Origin of the sequence: Plesiocystis pacifica SIR-1, assembly GCF_000170895.1 — a bacterium.
GTDB lineage: Bacteria > Myxococcota_A > Polyangia > Nannocystales > Nannocystaceae > Plesiocystis > Plesiocystis pacifica.
Genome location: NZ_ABCS01000006.1, coordinates 140695 through 157353 on the forward strand (window position 1 = coordinate 140695; position 16659 = coordinate 157353).

Sequence of the window (16659 nt, forward strand, 5' to 3'; positions counted from 1 at the left end):
CTCAGTCTTCCCGGTAGTACAGCCACGCGCCCTTGCCCTGGCTCTGGCTGCGCGCGTACTGGATGTCGTAGACCGCCGTGACGCGCTTGTTGACGCTGCCGACGGTGGTGATGATTTCGAGGCGATAGATGCGCTCGGGGGTGACGGTGGCGACGTCCTTGAGGCCGCCCCAGGTCGCCCCGTCTCGCTCGCCGCCGTTGACCCGGACATCCATGCCGTCGGGCACCTTGGGCACGTTGGCGAGGTTGTCCGAGTCGCCGTCCTCGCCGAACAAGGTCAGCGGGTTGACGAAATTGTCGGGGTTATCGACGAGCTTCTTGACGTCGTCGAGCTTGGTGAACAGGTTGAACTCCCGGCTCTCGACCACGAAGTTGGCCAGCGGCATGGTCATGGTCAGGAAGTTCTCGCCCTCGGTCTTCCAGCGATCCTTGCCGGACACGGCGTGGCGCAGGACCAGCGCGACCTGCTCGGGGCTGGCGAAGTTGAGGTTGACCTTGCAGCCGCCGTAGACCGTCAGCTCGTGGGCGAAGGCGGCCATCCAGTCGTCGTCGATGCCGGCGACCAGGTGCAGCTCCTGGACCGAGTCCAGCCGGGCGTTGCGGGCCTGGTAGGGGTCGTAGAGCTCGGTGTAGCGGTAGCGCTCGTCCTGGGACGAGTTGGCCAGGCGGTAGGTGCTGAACTTGCCGCGGTCCGGATCGATGTAGTCGACCATCGCCCGGAGCACGTCGTAGCGCAGGTAGCGGTTGCCGTCGCTCTTCTCCTCGTCGAACAGAGGGTCGTAGAGCTTGGGCATCTGCAGGGCCTCGAGGGTCTCGTAGGTCCGCGCCTGGGGCCGGTTCTTGTCGCTGTCGCCGTCCTTTTCCATGGCGAGGCAGTTGACGTTGATCTTGCCGCTCTCGGCCTCGAGCCGGACCTCGAAGCTGCCGCCGCCCTCGAGGGCGAGCTCGTTGAGCGAGCTCGTGTCGAGGCCGACCAGCGCGCCCAGGCCCTCGGCCCCGTCCTCGGTCCCGAACACCGACATCAGGTAGGGCGCGAGCATGGTGATGTCCATGGCGCCGACCATGTCGCGGAACTGCTTTTGGTTGAACACCATGCGCTGCAGCTCGAACATCAGCACCGACAGCTGCATCGCGCCGCGCTGGATGGCCCGCGCCTGGACCTCGGCGCCGTGGTTGACGGCGCTCTGCCAGTCGACCCGGGCCTTGTAGTTGAAGGTCGCCGTGAACGGGAACAGGATCGCCAGGGCGATCAGGACCATGAGGATGGCGATGCCCTGCTGGTTCTCGCGGCCCCGACCCAGGCGCGGCTCGTCCGCGTCGTCCTCGTCGTCCTCGTCGTCCTCGAGCACCTCCTCGAGCGACGCGTCCAGCTCGGTCGCGTCCAGCTCCTGCGCCTCGCCCTCGTCGTGCTGCGTGTCGATCTTGGCCATGCTCACTTCTCCAGATCGATCTTCTCTTGCATGATGATCACGGCCTGGGTGACGAAGTACTCCGTCTCCTCGGTCTGCTCGTTGCGGACGCCGAGCTTGATCTCGATGCGCGGGGGCATGCGGTCGGGCTGTTCGTCGTTGGAGGTGGTCCGCCACTCGTCGCGCCAGTCCTGATCGGCGGGATCCCAGTAGCGGAACTCGAGGCTCTCGACGTCCTCGCACAGCACGTAGGCCGGGGCGTAGCGGCGCAGGTCCTCGGGCAGGTCGCCGGTCAGGCGAGTGGTCTCGCGGCGGTAGAGGTGGGTGCGCGAGGAGTCGTCCTCGTCGGGGCCCAGGAAGTACTGGATCACCGTCTGGTCGCTCTCGTTGGAGTCGCGACGGATGCGCAGGTGGGCGAAGCTCGAGAAGGTCAGGCTGTCCCCGTCGGCGCTGCCGCGGCCCTCGAACAGGGTGAAGTGCCGGGTCTCCTCCTGGGGCCGGTTGAAGGACAGGTAGGCCATGGACACCTCGGAGCTCATCCGGTCCATGGTGTTGCGGATCATCGCGTAGCGATCCTGGATCTTCTCGGTCTCCTCCATGGCGCGCACGGTGGAGCTGAAGCTGCTCCAAACCGAGACCATCATCATGGTCACGATCGCCATGGCCACGAGGACCTCGATCAGGGTCATGCCGCGTCGGTCGGTCTGACGAGCAGCCATCATCCGCCCCCCAGGTTCTGGGTGCCGGGGCTCCCCTGCAAGCGCTGGTTGACCCGCGGGCCGCTGCCCGAGCTCCCGCTGCCGCCGCCCCGGGACGAGGGATCGGTCGGGTCCTCGGAGCCCGAGTTGTCGTCCTCTTCGGTGAACTCGCCGCCCGCCCCAGGCAGCTGCAAGAGCGCCGCGGGGTCGGTCCAGAAGGTCTGGAGCACGAACTCGTGCTCGAGCTTGCCCTGCTTCCACTTGACGGTGCAGTCGACCTTGCGGATGGAGTTCTCGATCGCCGCCTTGACGATGGGCCAGACCATGCCGAGGGCGCCGAAGGCCTGGTCGCCCGCGTCGACGACGTTGTCGTCGGAAGAGCCGGACACCTCGTCGGCGCCCTCCTTGGCCTCGAGCAGCTGGTTGTACTCGGGCAGCTCGATGAAGTGCACCGTGCACACCCAGTCCATGTCCGGGTAGCCCTGGTCGGAGAAGTCGCCCTCGAACTCCTGGTCCGAGCTGACCCAGCCCTCTTGGCGGTGCTCGAACTCGAGGTTGACGATGACGTTCTCGGCGAGCAGCGCCGCCGCGGTGATGTCCCGGGCGTAGCGCGTGGCCTGCATGCTGTTGAGCTGCGAGGCGAGCATCGAGGTCATGACCACGGCGAGGATGGCCACGGCGATGAGCACCTCGAGCAGGGTGAAGCCGGTCTGATCTGCGGCCTTGGCCTTGCCCTTGTTCGAGCGCTCCTTGCCCTGCTTGGATTTCTTCTTACCGGCCTTGGACGGCCCACCGGCGCCGGGGCCCAGGAACACCCCCGAGCGGCGCACGGGCACGCCGAGGTGCCGCGGGTGGCGGGGCTTGGTCCGCGGGGACCGAGGGCTTCGAGACGTCTGCGTCGCGTCGGCCATCAGAAGCTCCTCCGCTCCTTCTTGTTGCCCTGGTCGTCCTCCTCGTCGCCGACCAGATCGGGCAGCTCGAGGGCGATGAGCTCGGACTCCACGGTGACCTTGCCGGTCAGCGGCTGGACGATGATCGTGTAGACGACGTCCTCTTCGCCGACGAGGCGCTGGCGCAGCTTGGGCCGACCCTTGAGCTGAATGTGGGCGTGCTGGGTCTGGCCGCGGGGGAAGAAGTAGAGGTCGGCCTCGCCCTCGGTGATCGGCTCGGGGTCCGAGTCGGTCTGGACGCTGATGATCTCCACGCCCTCGGGGAAGATCAGGGGCTCGGCCAGCTCGCCCAGGGTGCCGTCGGACTCGAAGGAGTCGAACAGGGGCTTGCGCGCCCGCGGGACCTCCTTCTTGGAGACCGCGTAGGGGTCGAGGGGATCGCCGCCGCCTTGCTGGTCGAGGTAGGCCGAGGCGATCGAGCTGTAGTAGGCCTCGGCGGCCTGCTTGTCGCGCTCGTCCTGGTCCTCGAGGTCCCGCTCGTCGCGCTTGAACAGCGCGCCGTCGAGGTCCGTGGACGGCAGGTACATCGCGTCGTCAGCCCGCTGGATCTGGAAGCTGCGCTTTTCGAAGTCGATGTGCAGCCGGTAGTAGGCCCCCGTGAACCGGGCGCGGTCGTAGCAAAAGCGGATCGTCGAGGCGAGCTGGTTGGTCCCGCGGACGACCTCGGCCTGCGCCGCCGCGCCCATGCTCACCGTCGCGCTCCACATGATGAGCACGATGATGAACAAGACGACGAGGATCTCGATGAGCGTCAGCCCGCGCGAGCGCCCGCGCCGATCCGCCGACGCGCGCGCGCTGGCGAGAAGGGGATGACGGCGGAGGCGGGGCACGGACATGACGCGGCTCGATTCAGTCTGGATTCAGAGGCGGCGCGGCCTACTCCTCGGCCTGCTCCGTCTCCCACGACACGACGTCGTCCTCGTTGCCCTCTTGCTGATCCTCGCCCGCCGAGAAGATGTCGACGGAGCCGTGCTCACCGGGGCACTTGATGGTGTACTCGCCGCCCCAGGGGTCCTTGGTCACCTTCTTGATGATCCCGGCGGCCTTGAGGTCCTGCACGCTCTTGGGGCACTTGTTCTTTTGGATCTGGTACATCTCGACGCTCGTCTCGAGGTTGGAGATGTCCTTTTGCGCGGTCTTGACCTTGGCGTCGCCCAGGGCGTTGGACGCGACGACGGCCACGCCGCCCATGATCAGGCCGATGATCGCGAGCACGACCAGGATCTCGATGAGGGTCATGCCGCGGGTGCCGCGAGCGGCGGCGCCACGGGTCAGCTTCTTTTGCATCTGCTCGGTGCTCATGTGGGTGTCCTTGACTGATGAAAGGGTGTCTCGGGGCGGGCGAGGTGCAACGCCCGGCTCAAAAGTTGGGTTGGCTGGATTGACGAAGTGGCGCGGCTGCGGCGGCCAAATTGTCGGAATGTCTGGAGGGGGCGCTCGAAGGGGCGAGAAAACGGAGCGGAGGGTTGGTTTGGGGCTCACTGAGCGCCCATCTCGTTCATCTGCAAGATCGGTGTCATGATCGCGAACACGATGAAGCCGACGGTGCCGCCCATGAGCACGATCATCAGGGGCTCGAGCACCGAGGTCGCGCGGGTGATGGCAGACGAGGCCTCGCGGTCGTAGGCGTCGGCCAGGTCGGTGAGCATCTGCTCGAGCTGGCCGGAGCGCTCGCCGACGGCGATCATGTGGGTGACCAGGGGCGGGAACTGCCCGCTGCGCTTGAGCGACGGGGCGATGCCGGCGCCCTCGCGGATCTCGTCGCGGGCCTCGCTGAGCACCTTCTCGAGGATCACGTTGCCCAGCAGGCTGCGCACGATGTCGAGGGCCTGGAGGAGCTGGACCCCCGACGCCAGCATGGTCGAGAGCGTCCGGGCGAAGCGGGCGATGGCGATCTTGCGCGCCAAGGTCCCGATGATCGGGGTGCGCAGGATGATCGCGTCGGTGGTCCGGCGGCCCTTGGGCGAGTCGCGGTAGGCCTTGAAGGCGTAGATGATGCCGAAGGTGGCGCCGAACACGAGCCACCAGTAGCCGACCAGGAAGTCCGAGAAGCCGATCAGCGTGCGGGTGGTGAAGGGCAGCTCGGCCCCCTGGCCCGCGAAGATCTCCGAGATGCTCGGGACGACCTTGACCATCAACAGGGTCACCACGCCGACGCCGACCAAGGCCATGGCCACGGGGTAGAACATCGCCGTGGTCACCTTGGAGCGCAGCTCCTCTTGCTGGTCCATGAAGTCCGCGATGCGGATCAGCACGGTCTCCAGCGAGCCCGAGGCCTCACCGGCGCGGACCATGTTGATGTAGAGCTTGGTGAACACCTTGGGGTGCGAGGCCATGGCGTCGGCCAGCGAGGAGCCCTCGTTGACCTTGCTGCCGATGTCCGAGAGCACGTTCTTGAAGCGCGGGCTCTCGACCTGGTCGGTCAGCGCGACCAGGGCCTCGGGCAAGGTCACGCCCGCGCACAGCAGGGTGCTCATGAGCCGGGTGACGCCGGAGACGTCCTTGGGCCGGATGCGGTCGAAGAGCTGGCCCAGATCGACCTCGCGGCTGCCCACGCCGCCCCCGCCCCGGACGTTGCTGGTGGCGTTGGAGCTGACGGCCGAGCCCGAGGCGGTCTCGGTCACCGCCGTCAGGTACACGCCCTTGCGCTTGAGCGAGCCCTTGAGGGCGCCGACGCTCTCCGCAGTCTCGATGCCCTTGACGGTCTTTCCGCTGGCGTTGAGTCCCGTATAGGCGTAGGCGGGCATGGCTTCTTCAGGCCTCCTCGGCGGTCACGCGCATGACCTCGTCGATGGTCGAGATCCCCGACAGCACCTTGTGGGCGCCGTCGTCTCGCAAGGTGCGCAGGCCCTGCTCGATGGCGGCGCGCTTGATCTCCGCGCCGCTGGCGTTGCGGATCGCCAGGCGGCGAATCTCTTCGGTGACGGCGAGCAGCTCGTAGACGCCGGTGCGCCCGCGGTAGCCCGTGCCGTTGCACTTGTCGCAGCCCTCGGCGGCCCACAGCGTCCCTTGGGGCGGGAGCGAGTAGCCCTTGGGCGCGGTGATCGGGATGATCGTCCCGTCCTCCTCGCGGACCGGGACCTTGAGGCACTGCTCGCCGGCGAAGAAGGCCTCGGGGATGATGCCCATCTCGTCGAGCTCCTTGGGGTCCGGCGCGACCGCGCGGGCGCAGTGCGGGCAGACCCGCCGGATCAGGCGCTGGGCCTGGAGCGCGACCAGGGAGCTGGCGACCAGGAAGGGCTGCACGCCCATGTCGACCAGGCGGGTGATGCCCGTGGCCGCGTCGTTGGTGTGGATGGTCGAGAGCACCAGGTGACCGGTCAGCGAGGCCTGGATCGCGATCTCGGCGGTCTCGAGGTCGCGGATCTCGCCGACCATGATCACGTCGGGGTCGTGGCGCAGGAAGGAGCGCAGGCCCTTGGCGAAGGTCAGGTCGATCTTGGCGTTGACCTGGACCTGGCTGATGCCCTGGAGCTGGAACTCGACGGGGTCCTCGACCGTGAGGATGTTGAGGTCCGGGGTGTTGATCTCGGACAGGGCCGAGTAGAGCGTGGTCGTCTTGCCCGAGCCCGTGGGGCCGGTGACCAGGAAGATGCCGTGGGGCCGGTGGATCGTCTCCTTGACGATGCGCAGGTGGTCTGGGGCGATGCCGATGGTGTCGAGGTCGAGCATGACCGCCGACTTGTCGAGCAGCCGGATGGTGATGCGCTCGCCGTGGCTGACCGGGGCCGTGGCCACGCGCATGTCGACCTCCTTGCCGGCGATCTTGCGGCGGATCCGGCCGTCCTGGGGCAGGCGCTTCTCGGCGATGTTCAGCCCGGCCATGATCTTGACGCGGGCGACGATGCTCGACAGGTGGCCCTTGGGCGCCCGGCGGACCTCCTTGAGCACGCCGTCGACGCGGTAGCGGACCACGACCTCCTTGTCGCCGGGCTCGATGTGGATGTCCGAGGCCTTGGACTTGGAGGCGTTGAAGATCAGCGAGTTGACGAAGCGGATGATCGGCGCGTCCTCGGCCGAGGCGTGCAGGATGTCCTCGTCCTCCTCGCCGTACTCGTCCTCTTTTTGCTCGAGGTCGACGTCCTTGGTCCGCTTCGAGTAGGTCTTGTTGATCAGCTCGAGGATGACGCTGGGGGGGATCAGCGTGACCTCGAGGTCGGCGTCGTAGACCGTGGCCAGGTCGTCGAGCTCGTCGAGCTTGAGCGGGTCCGCGGCGAGCACGTCGAGGCGGTCGTCGTCGGCGTCGAGGCGCCACGGGAGCACCAGGTTGCCGCGGGCGTAGCCGATCGGCAGCTGCTCGCACAGCTCGTCTTGGATCTCGGCGTCGGCGAGCTTGTCGAGGACCGGCAGGCCGAACTGGCGCCCGAGCCCGCGCATGACCTCGAGCTCGGTGCAGTGCTCGAGGCGGACCAGGGACTCGCCCACGCGCTCGCTCTCGAGGTGCTGGATCGACAGGGCCTCGGCCAGCTGCTCGTGGGTGATGATGCCTTCGTCGATGAGCAGCTCGCCCAGCGGGCGACGCTCGAGGCCGAGGGCGGGCCCGGCCGGGGCCGCCTCGGCGACGGGCTGGGCCGGGGCCGGAGTCGGCGCGCTAGCGTGCAGCGGCTGCCCCTGGGCCGGGGCCGCGCTCGGCGGCGGAGGCGGGGGCGGACGCCGGGGCGGGTTCTGCCCAGGCGGCGGAGGGGGCGGTCGACGCGTAGACATGCTCAGCCCTGCCTCACTTCTTCTTGGTGGCCCGCGCCTTGGTCTTGGGCGCCGGCGAGGTCGTCCCGCCGTCCTCCTCGGCGGGCCGCGGGCTCATGCCCAGCTCGCCCGTGATCTGCTCGGACGCGAGCTCGGCCTCGGCCTGGCGCAGCAGCATCTCCTGCTGCTCGAGGCGCCGGGCCTCGCGGTCGATGTTGGCGAGCAGGCCCGCCTTGCTGCGGTAGTTGACGTTGGTGTCGAGGTCGCGGCGCTTGAAGGAGGTCTCGCGCTCGAGGAACTCCATGCGCTCGCGGGTGCGCCGCTCGTGGATGCGGCGGATGTCGTCGGCGGTCTCGACCACGTGGGGGATGAGCACGATCAGCAGGTTGATCTTCTCTTTTTGCTTCACGCGGCGCTTGAACAGCCAGCCGAGGATGGGGATGGAGCCGAGGCCGGGGACCTGCTGGGTGTTCTCGAGCTCGCGCTCGCGCATCAGGCCGCCGAGCACCACCGGCAGGTCGTCGCGGGCCAGCACGTTCTCGAGCTTGATCCGCCGCTTGGTCGTGGTCACGCCGAGCACCGGGTCCTGGTCGACGACGTCGCGGTCCTCGAGCTCGATGTCGAGGGTCAAGCTGGTCTCGTCCTTGACGTGGGGCGTGACCTTGATGTCGAGGGTCACGTCCTCGCGGTTGATGGACTGCAGGGGCGTGAGCGAGGTGCCGCCACCGGCCCCGCCGAACTGCAGCGCGCCCGGGGTCGGGACCTTGCGGCCGACCTCGATCTGCGCCTCCTTGTTGTCGGCGGTGTAGATGTGCGGCTCGGCGACGATGTTGACGTCGTCGTTGCTCTGCAGCGCCTGGATGACCACGCCGAAGGCAGGGATGTCCCGCTCGAGGCCGAGCTGGGCGCCCGTGCCGATGAGCTGCGGGCCGATCAGGCCGCCGGCCAGGCCCGAGAGCGCCGCCGGCGAGAGCAGGATGGAGCTGACGTCCGGCGAGGGCGAGGACGAGATCAGCCCCACGGACTGCTGCTCGCCCTGGCCGAACTGCCCGGCGAAGTGAGCACCGGCGCCGGTCGTCAGCGAGCGCCCGACGGAGGCCTCGAGCAGGTAGATCTCGAGGTAGACCTGCTTGCGGTCGCGATCGAGCTCATCGATGATCGGCTCGAGGGACTTGTAGTCCGCGGCCGAGGCGATGATCACCAGGGAGCGAGTGGCCTCGTCGGCGGTGATCTTGACGTCGCCCGAGAACAGCTCGGCCGAGGCTCCGCCCGCGGTCGCGGCCTTGTTGCCGCCCTTCTTGGCCGCGCTGCCGCCACCCCCGCCTTGGGTCAGGCTCTGGAGCACCTGGGCGAGCTCCTTGGGGTCGGCGTTGCGCAGCTGCTTGACATGGATGCGACCGCCGCCGCCGGGCAGGCGCACGTCGAGCTGCTGGATGAGCTTGAGGATGGTCGCGTAGTCGCTCTCCGAGGTGGTGATGATCAGCGTGCCCGTGCGGGGGTCGACGATCACCCGGGAGAAGTTGGCCTCGGGGGTGCTGCTCTTCTTCTTGGTCTTGCTGGTCTTGCTGCTCCCGGAGCTCTCACCGAACACGTCGCGGACGATCTGGGCGACCTCCTCGGCGTCGGCGTACTGCAGCTGATAAAAGAAGATCTTCTCGCCGGTGCCGCCGCCCTCGTCGAGCTCCTTGATGATCTTGAGCAGGCGCCGGACCACCGAGCCGCGGTCGGTGATGATCAGCAGGTTGCCGACGACCTCGACGCTGCCCTGCTTGCTCTTGAGCTTGCCGGCGACGGCGGTGATGTCCGCGGTGCTGCCGCTCTTGATCCGGACCAGCTGGGTCACGTAGCGGTCGTTGTTGGGCACCGGGCGCCCGTCCTCGTAGACGGGCAGGTTGAGGGACTTGGCGTCGGCGCTCTCGACGATCTTGAAGTAGTCGCCGGTCGGCTCGACGGTCAGGCCCATGCTCTCGATGGCCGCGTAGAAGGCCGCGTAGGCCTCGCGCAGGGTGACCTTCTCGGGCGAGAGGATGGTGACCTTGCCGCTGCGGATCTTCCCGTTCCAGATGAACTTCTGGCACGAGATGGTCATCATCCACTGGACCAGCTGCTCGAGCTCGGCCTCGCGCGGGATGGTGATCGTGAACTTCTTGCCCGCCGGCCACTTCTTGCACGAGTTGCCGCCCTCGTCCCCGCTCAGGTCGCCGCCGGGGCGGGCCGTCGGAGCGGGCGCAGAGCCGCGGGCCGGGGGCGCCGCGTAGGCCGGAATCGAGGTCGTGAACAGGGCGAAGATCGAGCCCGCGATGGCCAGGCCGGAGCCGGCCCCACGGGCCCGCTCGGTGACGGCGTTGACGAGGTCCTTGGCGCTCATTTGATGTCGATTTCCTTTTGCACGGTCTCGCCCTTGCGCTCGATGGTGACCGAGAGGTGCGAGGCGTTGCGGAGCTTGGTGTAGAGGTTCATGGCCGAGTCGATGGACTTGAGCTGGTTGCCGTTGACGGTCGTCAGCAAGTCGCCGTTCTTCATGCCCAGGAGCTTCGGCAAGCTGCCGGGGCGGATGCCGTAGAACTTGTAGCCCTTGGTCTCGCCGTCGCGGACCGCCGGGACGATGCGGGCCTGCCGGGCCAGCTGCGCCGGGTTGGACAGGAGCTTCTCGACGAAGCGCTTGTCCACGGTGCAGCTGGTGAAGTCACCGTCGCAGCTGATGGCATCGGCCGCGCCCTCGATCTCCCGGCTGTTCTTCTTGTCCTTGCCCTTGGTCTCGGGCGCGAGGGTGGGCTTGGCCGCGGGCGGCGGAGGCGGGGGCGCGCCGGCGCCGAGCTCGATGTACTCCATCTGCCGGCCGTTGAGGAACACGACCCGGCCGCGCTCGACTCGCTGCACGACCACGCCCGCGCGGATCTGGTCCTGGGGGCTGTAGGGCGCGAGGATGTTGGTGTCCGTGTGCAGGATGGTCGCCATGGAGTAGGTCGGGTCGTCGGACTCCATGGTCGCCAGCAGCTGCAGGGGCAGGCGGCTCTTGATCTCGCCGGGGCGCACCGGCCCAGACATCGACATGGGATCGGCCGCGGCCTCCTCCTCGGACACCTCGGGCTCGCAGGTCGGGCAGAACATCCGGCCGTCGGTGATCCGCTTGGCCACGCCCTCCTTCATGGACTTGACCGTGGTCCCGCCGCCGTGGAGGCGGTCGAGCATGGCCTGCTGACGCTTGCGCGCCGCGTCCTGGGGATCCTCGCCGTCCTCCTCGCCCTCCTCGCCCTCGCCGGCGCCTTCGGCGATGGCCTCACCGGCGGGCTTCAGGAGGAACTTGCTGCCAAACATGTTCACGCCCGCGCTGGCGGCGAAGAACACCACCGCGGCGACGCCGGCCAGCTTGATCAGCCAAAAATATTTTTTGAGCGTAGCTTCCATGGCCTTCGTCCTCGAGCGTGGCTCAGTGGATCACCCCTTTGGTGTCCTTGTCGCCCTTCTCGCGGTGGGGCGTGTAGCTCTCGTCCTGGATCTGCCCGGACTCGAGCTTGCGGTAGATGGTGCGCGTGGCGATGCCCAGCAAGTCGGCGGCCAGGCGCTTGTCGCCGCGGGTGAACTTGAGGGTCTCCATCAGCATGCGCCGCTCGACCTCCTCGAGGGGGGTGCCCACGCTGAAGGTCAGCTGGCGCCCGTGGCCGGCCTGGGGATCGCGCAGCTCTGGCGGCAGGTCGTCGACGTCGATGACCGCTCCGCGAGCCAGGACCACCGCGCGCTCGATGGCGTTCTCGAGCTCGCGCACGTTGCCCGGCCAGCCGTAGCGACCCATGACCTCGAGGGCCGCGTCGCTGATGCCCTCGACGGACTTGCCGTGGCGGCTGACGTACATGCGCAGGAAGTGATCGGCGAGCAAGGGGACGTCCTCGAGGCGGTCCCGCAGGGGCGGGATGCGGATGGGGACCACGTTGATGCGATAAAACAAATCCTCACGGAAGCGCCCAGCCTTGACCTCCTGCGTGAGGTCGCGGTTGGTCGCGCAGACCAGGCGGAAATCGACCTTCGTGGTCCGCCCGCCGACGGGCTCGACCTCCCCCTCCTGGAGGGCGCGGAGCAGCTTGACCTGGACCGGGAGCGGGATCTCGCCGATTTCGTCGAGGAACAGGGAGCCGCCGTCGGCCTCCTGGAAGCGACCTGCGCGCGCGCGGACGGCCCCGGTGAACGCGCCCTTTTCGTGGCCGAAGAGCTCGGACTCGAGGATGGACTCGGGCAGCGCCGCGCAGTTGGTGGCCACGAAGGGCCGCTCGATGCGGGGGCTCTGCTCGTGGATGTAGCGCGCCATGAGCTCCTTGCCCGTGCCGCTCTCGCCGAGCAAGAGCACCGTGGCCGAGGAGTTCGCCGCCTGCCGAGCCATCTCCAAGGTCGCGCGCATCACCTGGCTGTTGCCGATGATGGTCCGCTGGTTGCTCGCCGCGAGCTGGGCGATCTGGGCCTTGAGCTGCTTGTTCTCGACGACCAGGGCCTGCTTGTCGAGGGCCTTGCGGACCGCGGCGACCACCGTCGCGCGCTTGAGCGGCTTGCTGACGAAGTCGTAGGCGCCGAGCTTCATGGCCTCGACCGCGTTCTCGACCGTGCCGTAGGCGGTCATCACGATGACCTCGACCTCGGGGGTGATCGCCTTGGCGGCCTTGAGCAGATCGTCGCCGGTCATGCCCGGCATGCGCAGGTCGGTGATCATCACGCGCACCGGCTGCTTGCGCAGGACCTCGAGGGCCTGCCGACCCGTGCCCGCCGTGAGCACCCGAAAGCCCTCCTTGGTCAGGACCTTGCGCAGGGCTTCGAGGATGTTGGCCTCGTCGTCGACGACGAGGACGGTCTGGCTCTCGCGGGACACCATGCCGGCGATTGAAGCAAGGCCTGGACCACGATCAAAGCTGAATGATTTTAGGGACTTGAATTGTGCCTGGGACAGCCTCGCCCGCCCCGCTGTCACAGTGTCGAGTGCGCAATGACAATTTGGCAGACGGCTGGATCCAGGCCGCGGATCTCACGCACGGCGCAGCCTCCGCGTTCACGGACTCAGAGCCCCTGATTCGCGTCGCGGCAGTGGCCGGCGATGACCCGATAGATCAGCGAGCAGTGCTTCTTCGCCGCCCGCCGGGCGTAGCGTCCGTCGATGGCGTCGTAGCGCTCGGCGCACTCGTGGTAGCCAAAGCGCGTCGAGCCCACGGCCGCGCCGACCTCCTCGCAGTAGTCGCCGCGATCGGCCGTCGCCAGGCACATGTTCGTCACGTCGGGCAGCGAGCCCTCGCACCAGCTCGACATGCCCGGGCAGGCCTCCATCCAGTCGAGCACCGCGTCCACGCAGCCGTCGATGTCGAGGGTCTCGGCCTCCCACGCGGGCGGGCTCTGGGGGTCGTCGAGGGTCGCCGAGCGGTAGGTCTCGAACTGCTCGTAAGAGCGCACGGTCGCCGAGCCGAACACGTACATGAGCACGGCGAGGACCACACCCAGGACCAACAGCACGCGCACGCCGATGCGTCGGCGCGCCTCGGCCTCGCCGGGCTCCTCTCCCTCGGTCCACTCGACGGCGCCCTTGGGGCTCGGCAGCTCGGGCTCGATGGCGGGCGACTCGACGCCCTCGTCCGTGGACGTCTCCGCAGAATCGGGGTGCGGCTCGGCAGGCACGGCCGGGTTGTAGCCGCGTTCGCGCGCGAAGTCGAAACACCCCCTGGCGCGGATCCCGTGCTACTGATCGGACATGGGCTCGACGACGTCCCCGCTCGACCCCGAGTCCCTCCTCCAGCGCGCCCGCGAGCGCCTGGGTGACCCGGCCCTCGACTCCCACGCTCTCGCCCCCGGCTTCGAGCAGAGCTTCGCCGTGCTGCTCAAGGCTCTGCGCGAGGAAGCCCGGCTCAGCCCCGCTGGACGGCAGCGCGCCCACGATCGCCTCGTCGACCAGCTGTGCCAGCGCAGCGCCCTCGCAACCTACGAGGCCGCCCACGCAGGGCCCGACGCGGCGGCCATCGAGCGCCCCCTGGTGATCACGGGCTTCCCGCGCACGGGCACGAGCTTGCTGCATAACTTGCTGGCACGGGTCCCGGGAATCTGGGCCCCCCCGCTGTGGCAGCTGCGCGCGCCGCTGGCGAAGGCGAGCGGCTCGAGCGAGGCCGCCGCGGCCGCCCGCGAGGACACCCGCGCCTTCCTGGACGCGCTCTACACCGCCGCCCCCGAGCTGCGCACCATCCGGCTCATGGACGCCGACTGGCCCGACGAGTGCAACTGGCTGCTCGGGCCGAGCTTCACGACCCTGGTCAACGCCTTTCGCTACTTCGTGCCCAGCTACGTCCGCCACCTGCGGGGCCTCGACATGCGCCCGGCCTACGCCGACCACGCCCGCTGGCTCCGGGCCCTCGCGCAGCTCAACGGTCGAGGCTCCGCGCGCCTCGTGCTCAAGGACCCCTTCCACCTGTGGCAGCTCGAGGCCCTGTTTGCGACCTACCCCGACGCGACGGTGATCCACCTGCACCGCGACCCCGCCGAGGTCGCGCCCTCCCTCGCCAGCTTGTGCGCCACTCGCCAGTCCGTGCACACCGACGCCCCGCGGACCCGAACGGAGATCGGCGCCTACACCCTCGGCCTGCTCGACAACGGCCTGCGGGCCCTCGAGCGCAGCCGCGCCAGCTTGCCCGCCGAGCGCTTCATCGACCTGCCCTACCGCGAGCTCATCGCCAGCCCGGGCGAGGTGCTGCGCCGGCTCGGGGCCAAGCTCGACTTCGCTACGGACGCCGACGCCCTCGAGCGCGCGGGCGCGTGGTTGACGGAGAACCGCCAGCACAAGGCGGGGCGGCACCGCTACACGCCGGAGGACTTCGGCTTTAGCGAGGACATCCTCGACGAGTACTTCGCCGACTACCGCTCGCGCTTTGGGCTGCTGATCTAGGCCGGATCTCTACGCCCGGGCGCGCCGACGCCAGCCGACCAACGCGAGCAGGCCCAGGCTCCAGGCCAGGCCGGCCGGGCCCGAGGGCGAGCTGGTCACCGAGCAGCCGCTGTCGCGGTCTTCGGGGAAGTAGAAGTCGACGACCTCGTAGCTCAGCACGTGGGCCCCCGCCTCGGTCTCGAACTCCACGGTGACCACCTCTCGCGCCGCGTCGAGGGTCAAGACCGTGCCCTCGGGCATCTCCAGGCCGCCCTCGAGCTCGCCGACGCTGTCGAGCTCATCGAGGGCGTAGACCCCAGGCTTGGCCGCGACGAAGGGGATGCCCCCGCACACGCGCCCCGAGGTCCGGCGGGCCTCGGAGGCCTCGATGTAGTTCGCGACCTCGGGGGTGGGGTCGATGGCCGTGTCGAGGTCGAAGTAGGTCCAGCGCCCGTAGCCTTCGTCGTTGAGGGTGAGGCTGCCCCCGCTCCCGGGGATCAGCCGGAACGCCCAGGTGCCCGGGACCTCGTCGGCGAGCTCGAGGGCCACGGCCTCGCCGTCGCGCTCGATGGTCTGGAGCTCGAGCTCGAGCTCCTCGCCGTGCTCGCCCGCGCAGCTCAGCGCCTCGGCCGAGGCAGGAGCGAGGCCCGCGCCCACGCCGGCGGTCAGGGTCAGGGCGAGCAGACCAGCGCGACGAGAGAGCGTCATGCCCGGACAGTCTCCGAGCCCGCGGAGCGGTTCACCGCCCCGACTTCTTGGCCGCGGCCTCGGCGGCCTCGCGCTTCTTCTTCTCTTCCAGGCGCAGCCGCCAGCCCTTGCGCGTGCGGCAGTCGGGCTCCTCGGGTCCGCAGCGGATCCGCACGTGGATGTGGCCCTCGTGGCCCTTGGAGTGGCGGATGATCTTCTTGCCCTTGCCGCCGTCGCGCCGCGGCCAGGTGATGATCTCGTCGAGCTCCTCGGGCGTGGCGCCCATGGACAGGGCCGCGTAGTAGAGCGGGCGCTGCATGTAGTGGTCGAGGAAGATCATCTCGACTTGACCCGTGGCCAGGAAGGCGTCGATCAAGCCCCACAGCGCGCGCCAGTCGACCTCCTCCTCGGCCGGCTCGACGTGGGGCGTGAACCACGGCAGCAGCGGCAGGCGAATGTCGACGTCGCGCCCGGTCTGGTGCGAGCGGTGCGGGGGAAAGCGGCGGCCGTGGGGGCGCGAGACGGAGCCGACGATGACCTCGCCCTGGTAGCCCGTGTCCCGGCGGAAATTGGCGAAGGCGGTGACGATGACCCCGACGGCGTAGCTGCTGCCGTGGGCGATCCGCTCGAAGCGGCGGGTGTAGAGCGCGGGGTGATCGGGGAGCAGGCAGGGCTCGCCGACGATCTTGCCCTTGTTGGGGTGGCCGTGGCTCAGCGCCCCGGGGCTGACCGCCGCCATCCAGGCCGGGTCGACCTCCGGCCCGCGCTCGCGGCCCACGGTCCACGGCACGCCCGGGTCGAACCACACCGTGATCGCCCGCCCGAGCGCGAGGGGCACGTTGCTGTCCTCGTCGTGGGCGTCGTTGTAGGCCTTGAGGTCGCGGACGTCGACGCGATAGCCGACGGCGAGGCTCTCCCAGGTGTCGCCGAGGCGAGCGACGATGCTCAGCTCGCGGCGCGGCGGCGGCACGCGGACGGCCTTGACCCGCAGCGCCGTGCCGACCTTGAGGTAGCGCCGCTTGTTGGTCAGGCTCTTCTCGTTCCACTTGCGCAGCAAGTCGGCGTCGGCCCCGTAGCGCGCGGCCACGTCGGACAGGGTCTCGCGCGCCCCGGCCTCGTGCCGGACCCAGCGCGGGTGGTCGAGGTGCTCGGTCTGGTCGCCCTCCCACAGCCGCTGCCAGGCGGGGACCTCGAGGGCGGCGATGCCCTTGGCCTCGACCCAGCTGCCCTGCACGCTCTCGGCTGGCAGCGCGGCGGCGGTCGCAGCCTTCGTCGCCGCTGCCGGCTCGGCCTCGGCTGGGCTCGGCGGCGACGCCCCGAGCAGGCTCGCCATCGCTGCGACCGTCCACC

Annotated in this window: 14 protein-coding genes; 1 reads left to right on the forward strand and 13 read right to left on the reverse strand. The window is 69.1% G+C overall.

The genetic code is table 11. From position 1 onward, the window contains the following. Position 1: 1 nt before the first annotated feature. The 11 genes from PPSIR1_RS04875 to PPSIR1_RS04925 form a co-directional block, all read right to left on the reverse strand. On the reverse strand, positions 2-1429 hold the full coding sequence (locus tag PPSIR1_RS04875; RefSeq protein ID WP_045115377.1) for a type II secretion system minor pseudopilin: 1428 nt from the start codon (positions 1427-1429) through the stop codon (positions 2-4). A 2-nt stretch (positions 1430-1431) separates the two neighbouring features. Continuing rightward, the gene (locus PPSIR1_RS04880; RefSeq protein WP_086001015.1) at positions 1432-2130 is read right to left on the reverse strand and encodes a type II secretion system protein GspJ; all 699 of its coding nucleotides are present in this window, start codon (positions 2128-2130) and stop codon (positions 1432-1434) included. Further along, on the reverse strand, positions 2127-3017 hold the full coding sequence (locus PPSIR1_RS04885; protein WP_086001016.1) for a prepilin-type N-terminal cleavage/methylation domain-containing protein: 891 nt from the start codon (positions 3015-3017) through the stop codon (positions 2127-2129). The genes PPSIR1_RS04880 and PPSIR1_RS04885 overlap by 4 nt, the downstream gene beginning before the upstream one ends. Then, positions 3017-3892, reverse strand: coding sequence for a pilus assembly FimT family protein (locus PPSIR1_RS04890; RefSeq protein ID WP_006969882.1), 876 nt, complete (start codon positions 3890-3892; stop codon positions 3017-3019). Before PPSIR1_RS04890 ends, PPSIR1_RS04885 begins: the two co-directional genes overlap by 1 nt. Before the next feature lie 40 nt (positions 3893-3932). Beyond that, positions 3933-4358: a type II secretion system protein GspG gene (locus tag PPSIR1_RS04895; protein ID WP_006969883.1), complete on the reverse strand. Its 426-nt coding sequence runs from the start codon at positions 4356-4358 to the stop codon at positions 3933-3935. 176 nt (positions 4359-4534) lie between these two features. Further along, a complete protein-coding gene (gene gspF / locus PPSIR1_RS04900; protein WP_006969884.1) occupies positions 4535-5803 on the reverse strand; it encodes a type II secretion system inner membrane protein GspF in 1269 nt (422 codons plus the stop codon). Positions 5804-5810: 7 nt separating this feature from the next. Then, positions 5811-7760, reverse strand: a complete 1950-nt coding sequence (gene gspE, locus PPSIR1_RS04905) for a type II secretion system ATPase GspE (RefSeq protein WP_006969885.1) — start codon at positions 7758-7760, stop codon at positions 5811-5813. A 13-nt stretch (positions 7761-7773) separates the two neighbouring features. Beyond that, positions 7774-10107 (reverse strand): type II secretion system secretin GspD, encoded by a 2334-nt coding sequence (gene gspD, locus PPSIR1_RS04910; RefSeq protein ID WP_006969886.1) that lies wholly within the window; start codon positions 10105-10107, stop codon positions 7774-7776. Next, positions 10104-11147 carry a type II secretion system protein GspC gene (gspC, locus tag PPSIR1_RS04915; protein WP_006969887.1) on the reverse strand — a complete coding sequence of 348 codons (1044 nt, stop codon included), beginning with the start codon at positions 11145-11147 and terminating at the stop codon, positions 10104-10106. Before gspC ends, gspD begins: the two co-directional genes overlap by 4 nt. 22 nt (positions 11148-11169) lie before the next feature. After that, the gene (locus PPSIR1_RS04920) at positions 11170-12597 is read right to left on the reverse strand and encodes a sigma-54-dependent transcriptional regulator (protein WP_006969888.1); all 1428 of its coding nucleotides are present in this window, start codon (positions 12595-12597) and stop codon (positions 11170-11172) included. Between the two features lie 182 nt (positions 12598-12779). Next, positions 12780-13388, reverse strand: a complete 609-nt coding sequence (locus PPSIR1_RS04925) for a hypothetical protein (protein WP_006969889.1) — start codon at positions 13386-13388, stop codon at positions 12780-12782. A gap of 73 nt (positions 13389-13461) precedes the next feature. Between PPSIR1_RS04925 and PPSIR1_RS04930 the strand changes: the two genes are divergently transcribed. Then, positions 13462-14643, forward strand: a complete 1182-nt coding sequence (locus tag PPSIR1_RS04930) for a sulfotransferase family protein (protein WP_006969890.1) — start codon at positions 13462-13464, stop codon at positions 14641-14643. A gap of 9 nt (positions 14644-14652) precedes the next feature. Here PPSIR1_RS04930 and PPSIR1_RS04935 read toward each other — a convergent pair whose 3' ends face one another. Beyond that, the gene (locus tag PPSIR1_RS04935; protein ID WP_006969891.1) at positions 14653-15330 is read right to left on the reverse strand and encodes an MYXO-CTERM sorting domain-containing protein; all 678 of its coding nucleotides are present in this window, start codon (positions 15328-15330) and stop codon (positions 14653-14655) included. Positions 15331-15361: 31 nt separating this feature from the next. Next, complete coding sequence (locus PPSIR1_RS04940) at positions 15362-16642, reverse strand: LysM peptidoglycan-binding domain-containing protein (RefSeq protein ID WP_157595204.1); 1281 nt, start codon at positions 16640-16642, stop codon at positions 15362-15364. Positions 16643-16659 lie beyond the last annotated feature (17 nt).

Excerpts from the sequence above, each read along its gene's own strand:
- PPSIR1_RS04920 (WP_006969888.1), bottom strand. The coding sequence starts at position 12,597 with ATGGTGTCCCGCGAGAGCCAGACCGTCCTCGTCGTCGACGACGAGGCC.
- gspD (WP_006969886.1), bottom strand. The coding sequence starts at position 10,107 with ATGAGCGCCAAGGACCTCGTCAACGCCGTCACCGAGCGGGCCCGTGGG.
- gspF (WP_006969884.1), bottom strand. The coding sequence starts at position 5,803 with ATGCCCGCCTACGCCTATACGGGACTCAACGCCAGCGGAAAGACCGTC.
- PPSIR1_RS04885 (WP_086001016.1), bottom strand. The coding sequence starts at position 3,017 with ATGGCCGACGCGACGCAGACGTCTCGAAGCCCTCGGTCCCCGCGGACC.
- PPSIR1_RS04895 (WP_006969883.1), bottom strand. The coding sequence starts at position 4,358 with ATGAGCACCGAGCAGATGCAAAAGAAGCTGACCCGTGGCGCCGCCGCT.
- PPSIR1_RS04940 (WP_157595204.1), bottom strand. The coding sequence starts at position 16,642 with ATGGCGAGCCTGCTCGGGGCGTCGCCGCCGAGCCCAGCCGAGGCCGAG.
- PPSIR1_RS04875 (WP_045115377.1), bottom strand. The coding sequence starts at position 1,429 with ATGGCCAAGATCGACACGCAGCACGACGAGGGCGAGGCGCAGGAGCTG.
- gspC (WP_006969887.1), bottom strand. The coding sequence starts at position 11,147 with ATGGAAGCTACGCTCAAAAAATATTTTTGGCTGATCAAGCTGGCCGGC.
- PPSIR1_RS04935 (WP_006969891.1), bottom strand. The coding sequence starts at position 15,330 with ATGACGCTCTCTCGTCGCGCTGGTCTGCTCGCCCTGACCCTGACCGCC.
- PPSIR1_RS04880 (WP_086001015.1), bottom strand. The coding sequence starts at position 2,130 with ATGATGGCTGCTCGTCAGACCGACCGACGCGGCATGACCCTGATCGAG.
- PPSIR1_RS04930 (WP_006969890.1), top strand. The coding sequence starts at position 13,462 with ATGGGCTCGACGACGTCCCCGCTCGACCCCGAGTCCCTCCTCCAGCGC.
- gspE (WP_006969885.1), bottom strand. The coding sequence starts at position 7,760 with ATGTCTACGCGTCGACCGCCCCCTCCGCCGCCTGGGCAGAACCCGCCC.
- PPSIR1_RS04890 (WP_006969882.1), bottom strand. The coding sequence starts at position 3,892 with ATGTCCGTGCCCCGCCTCCGCCGTCATCCCCTTCTCGCCAGCGCGCGC.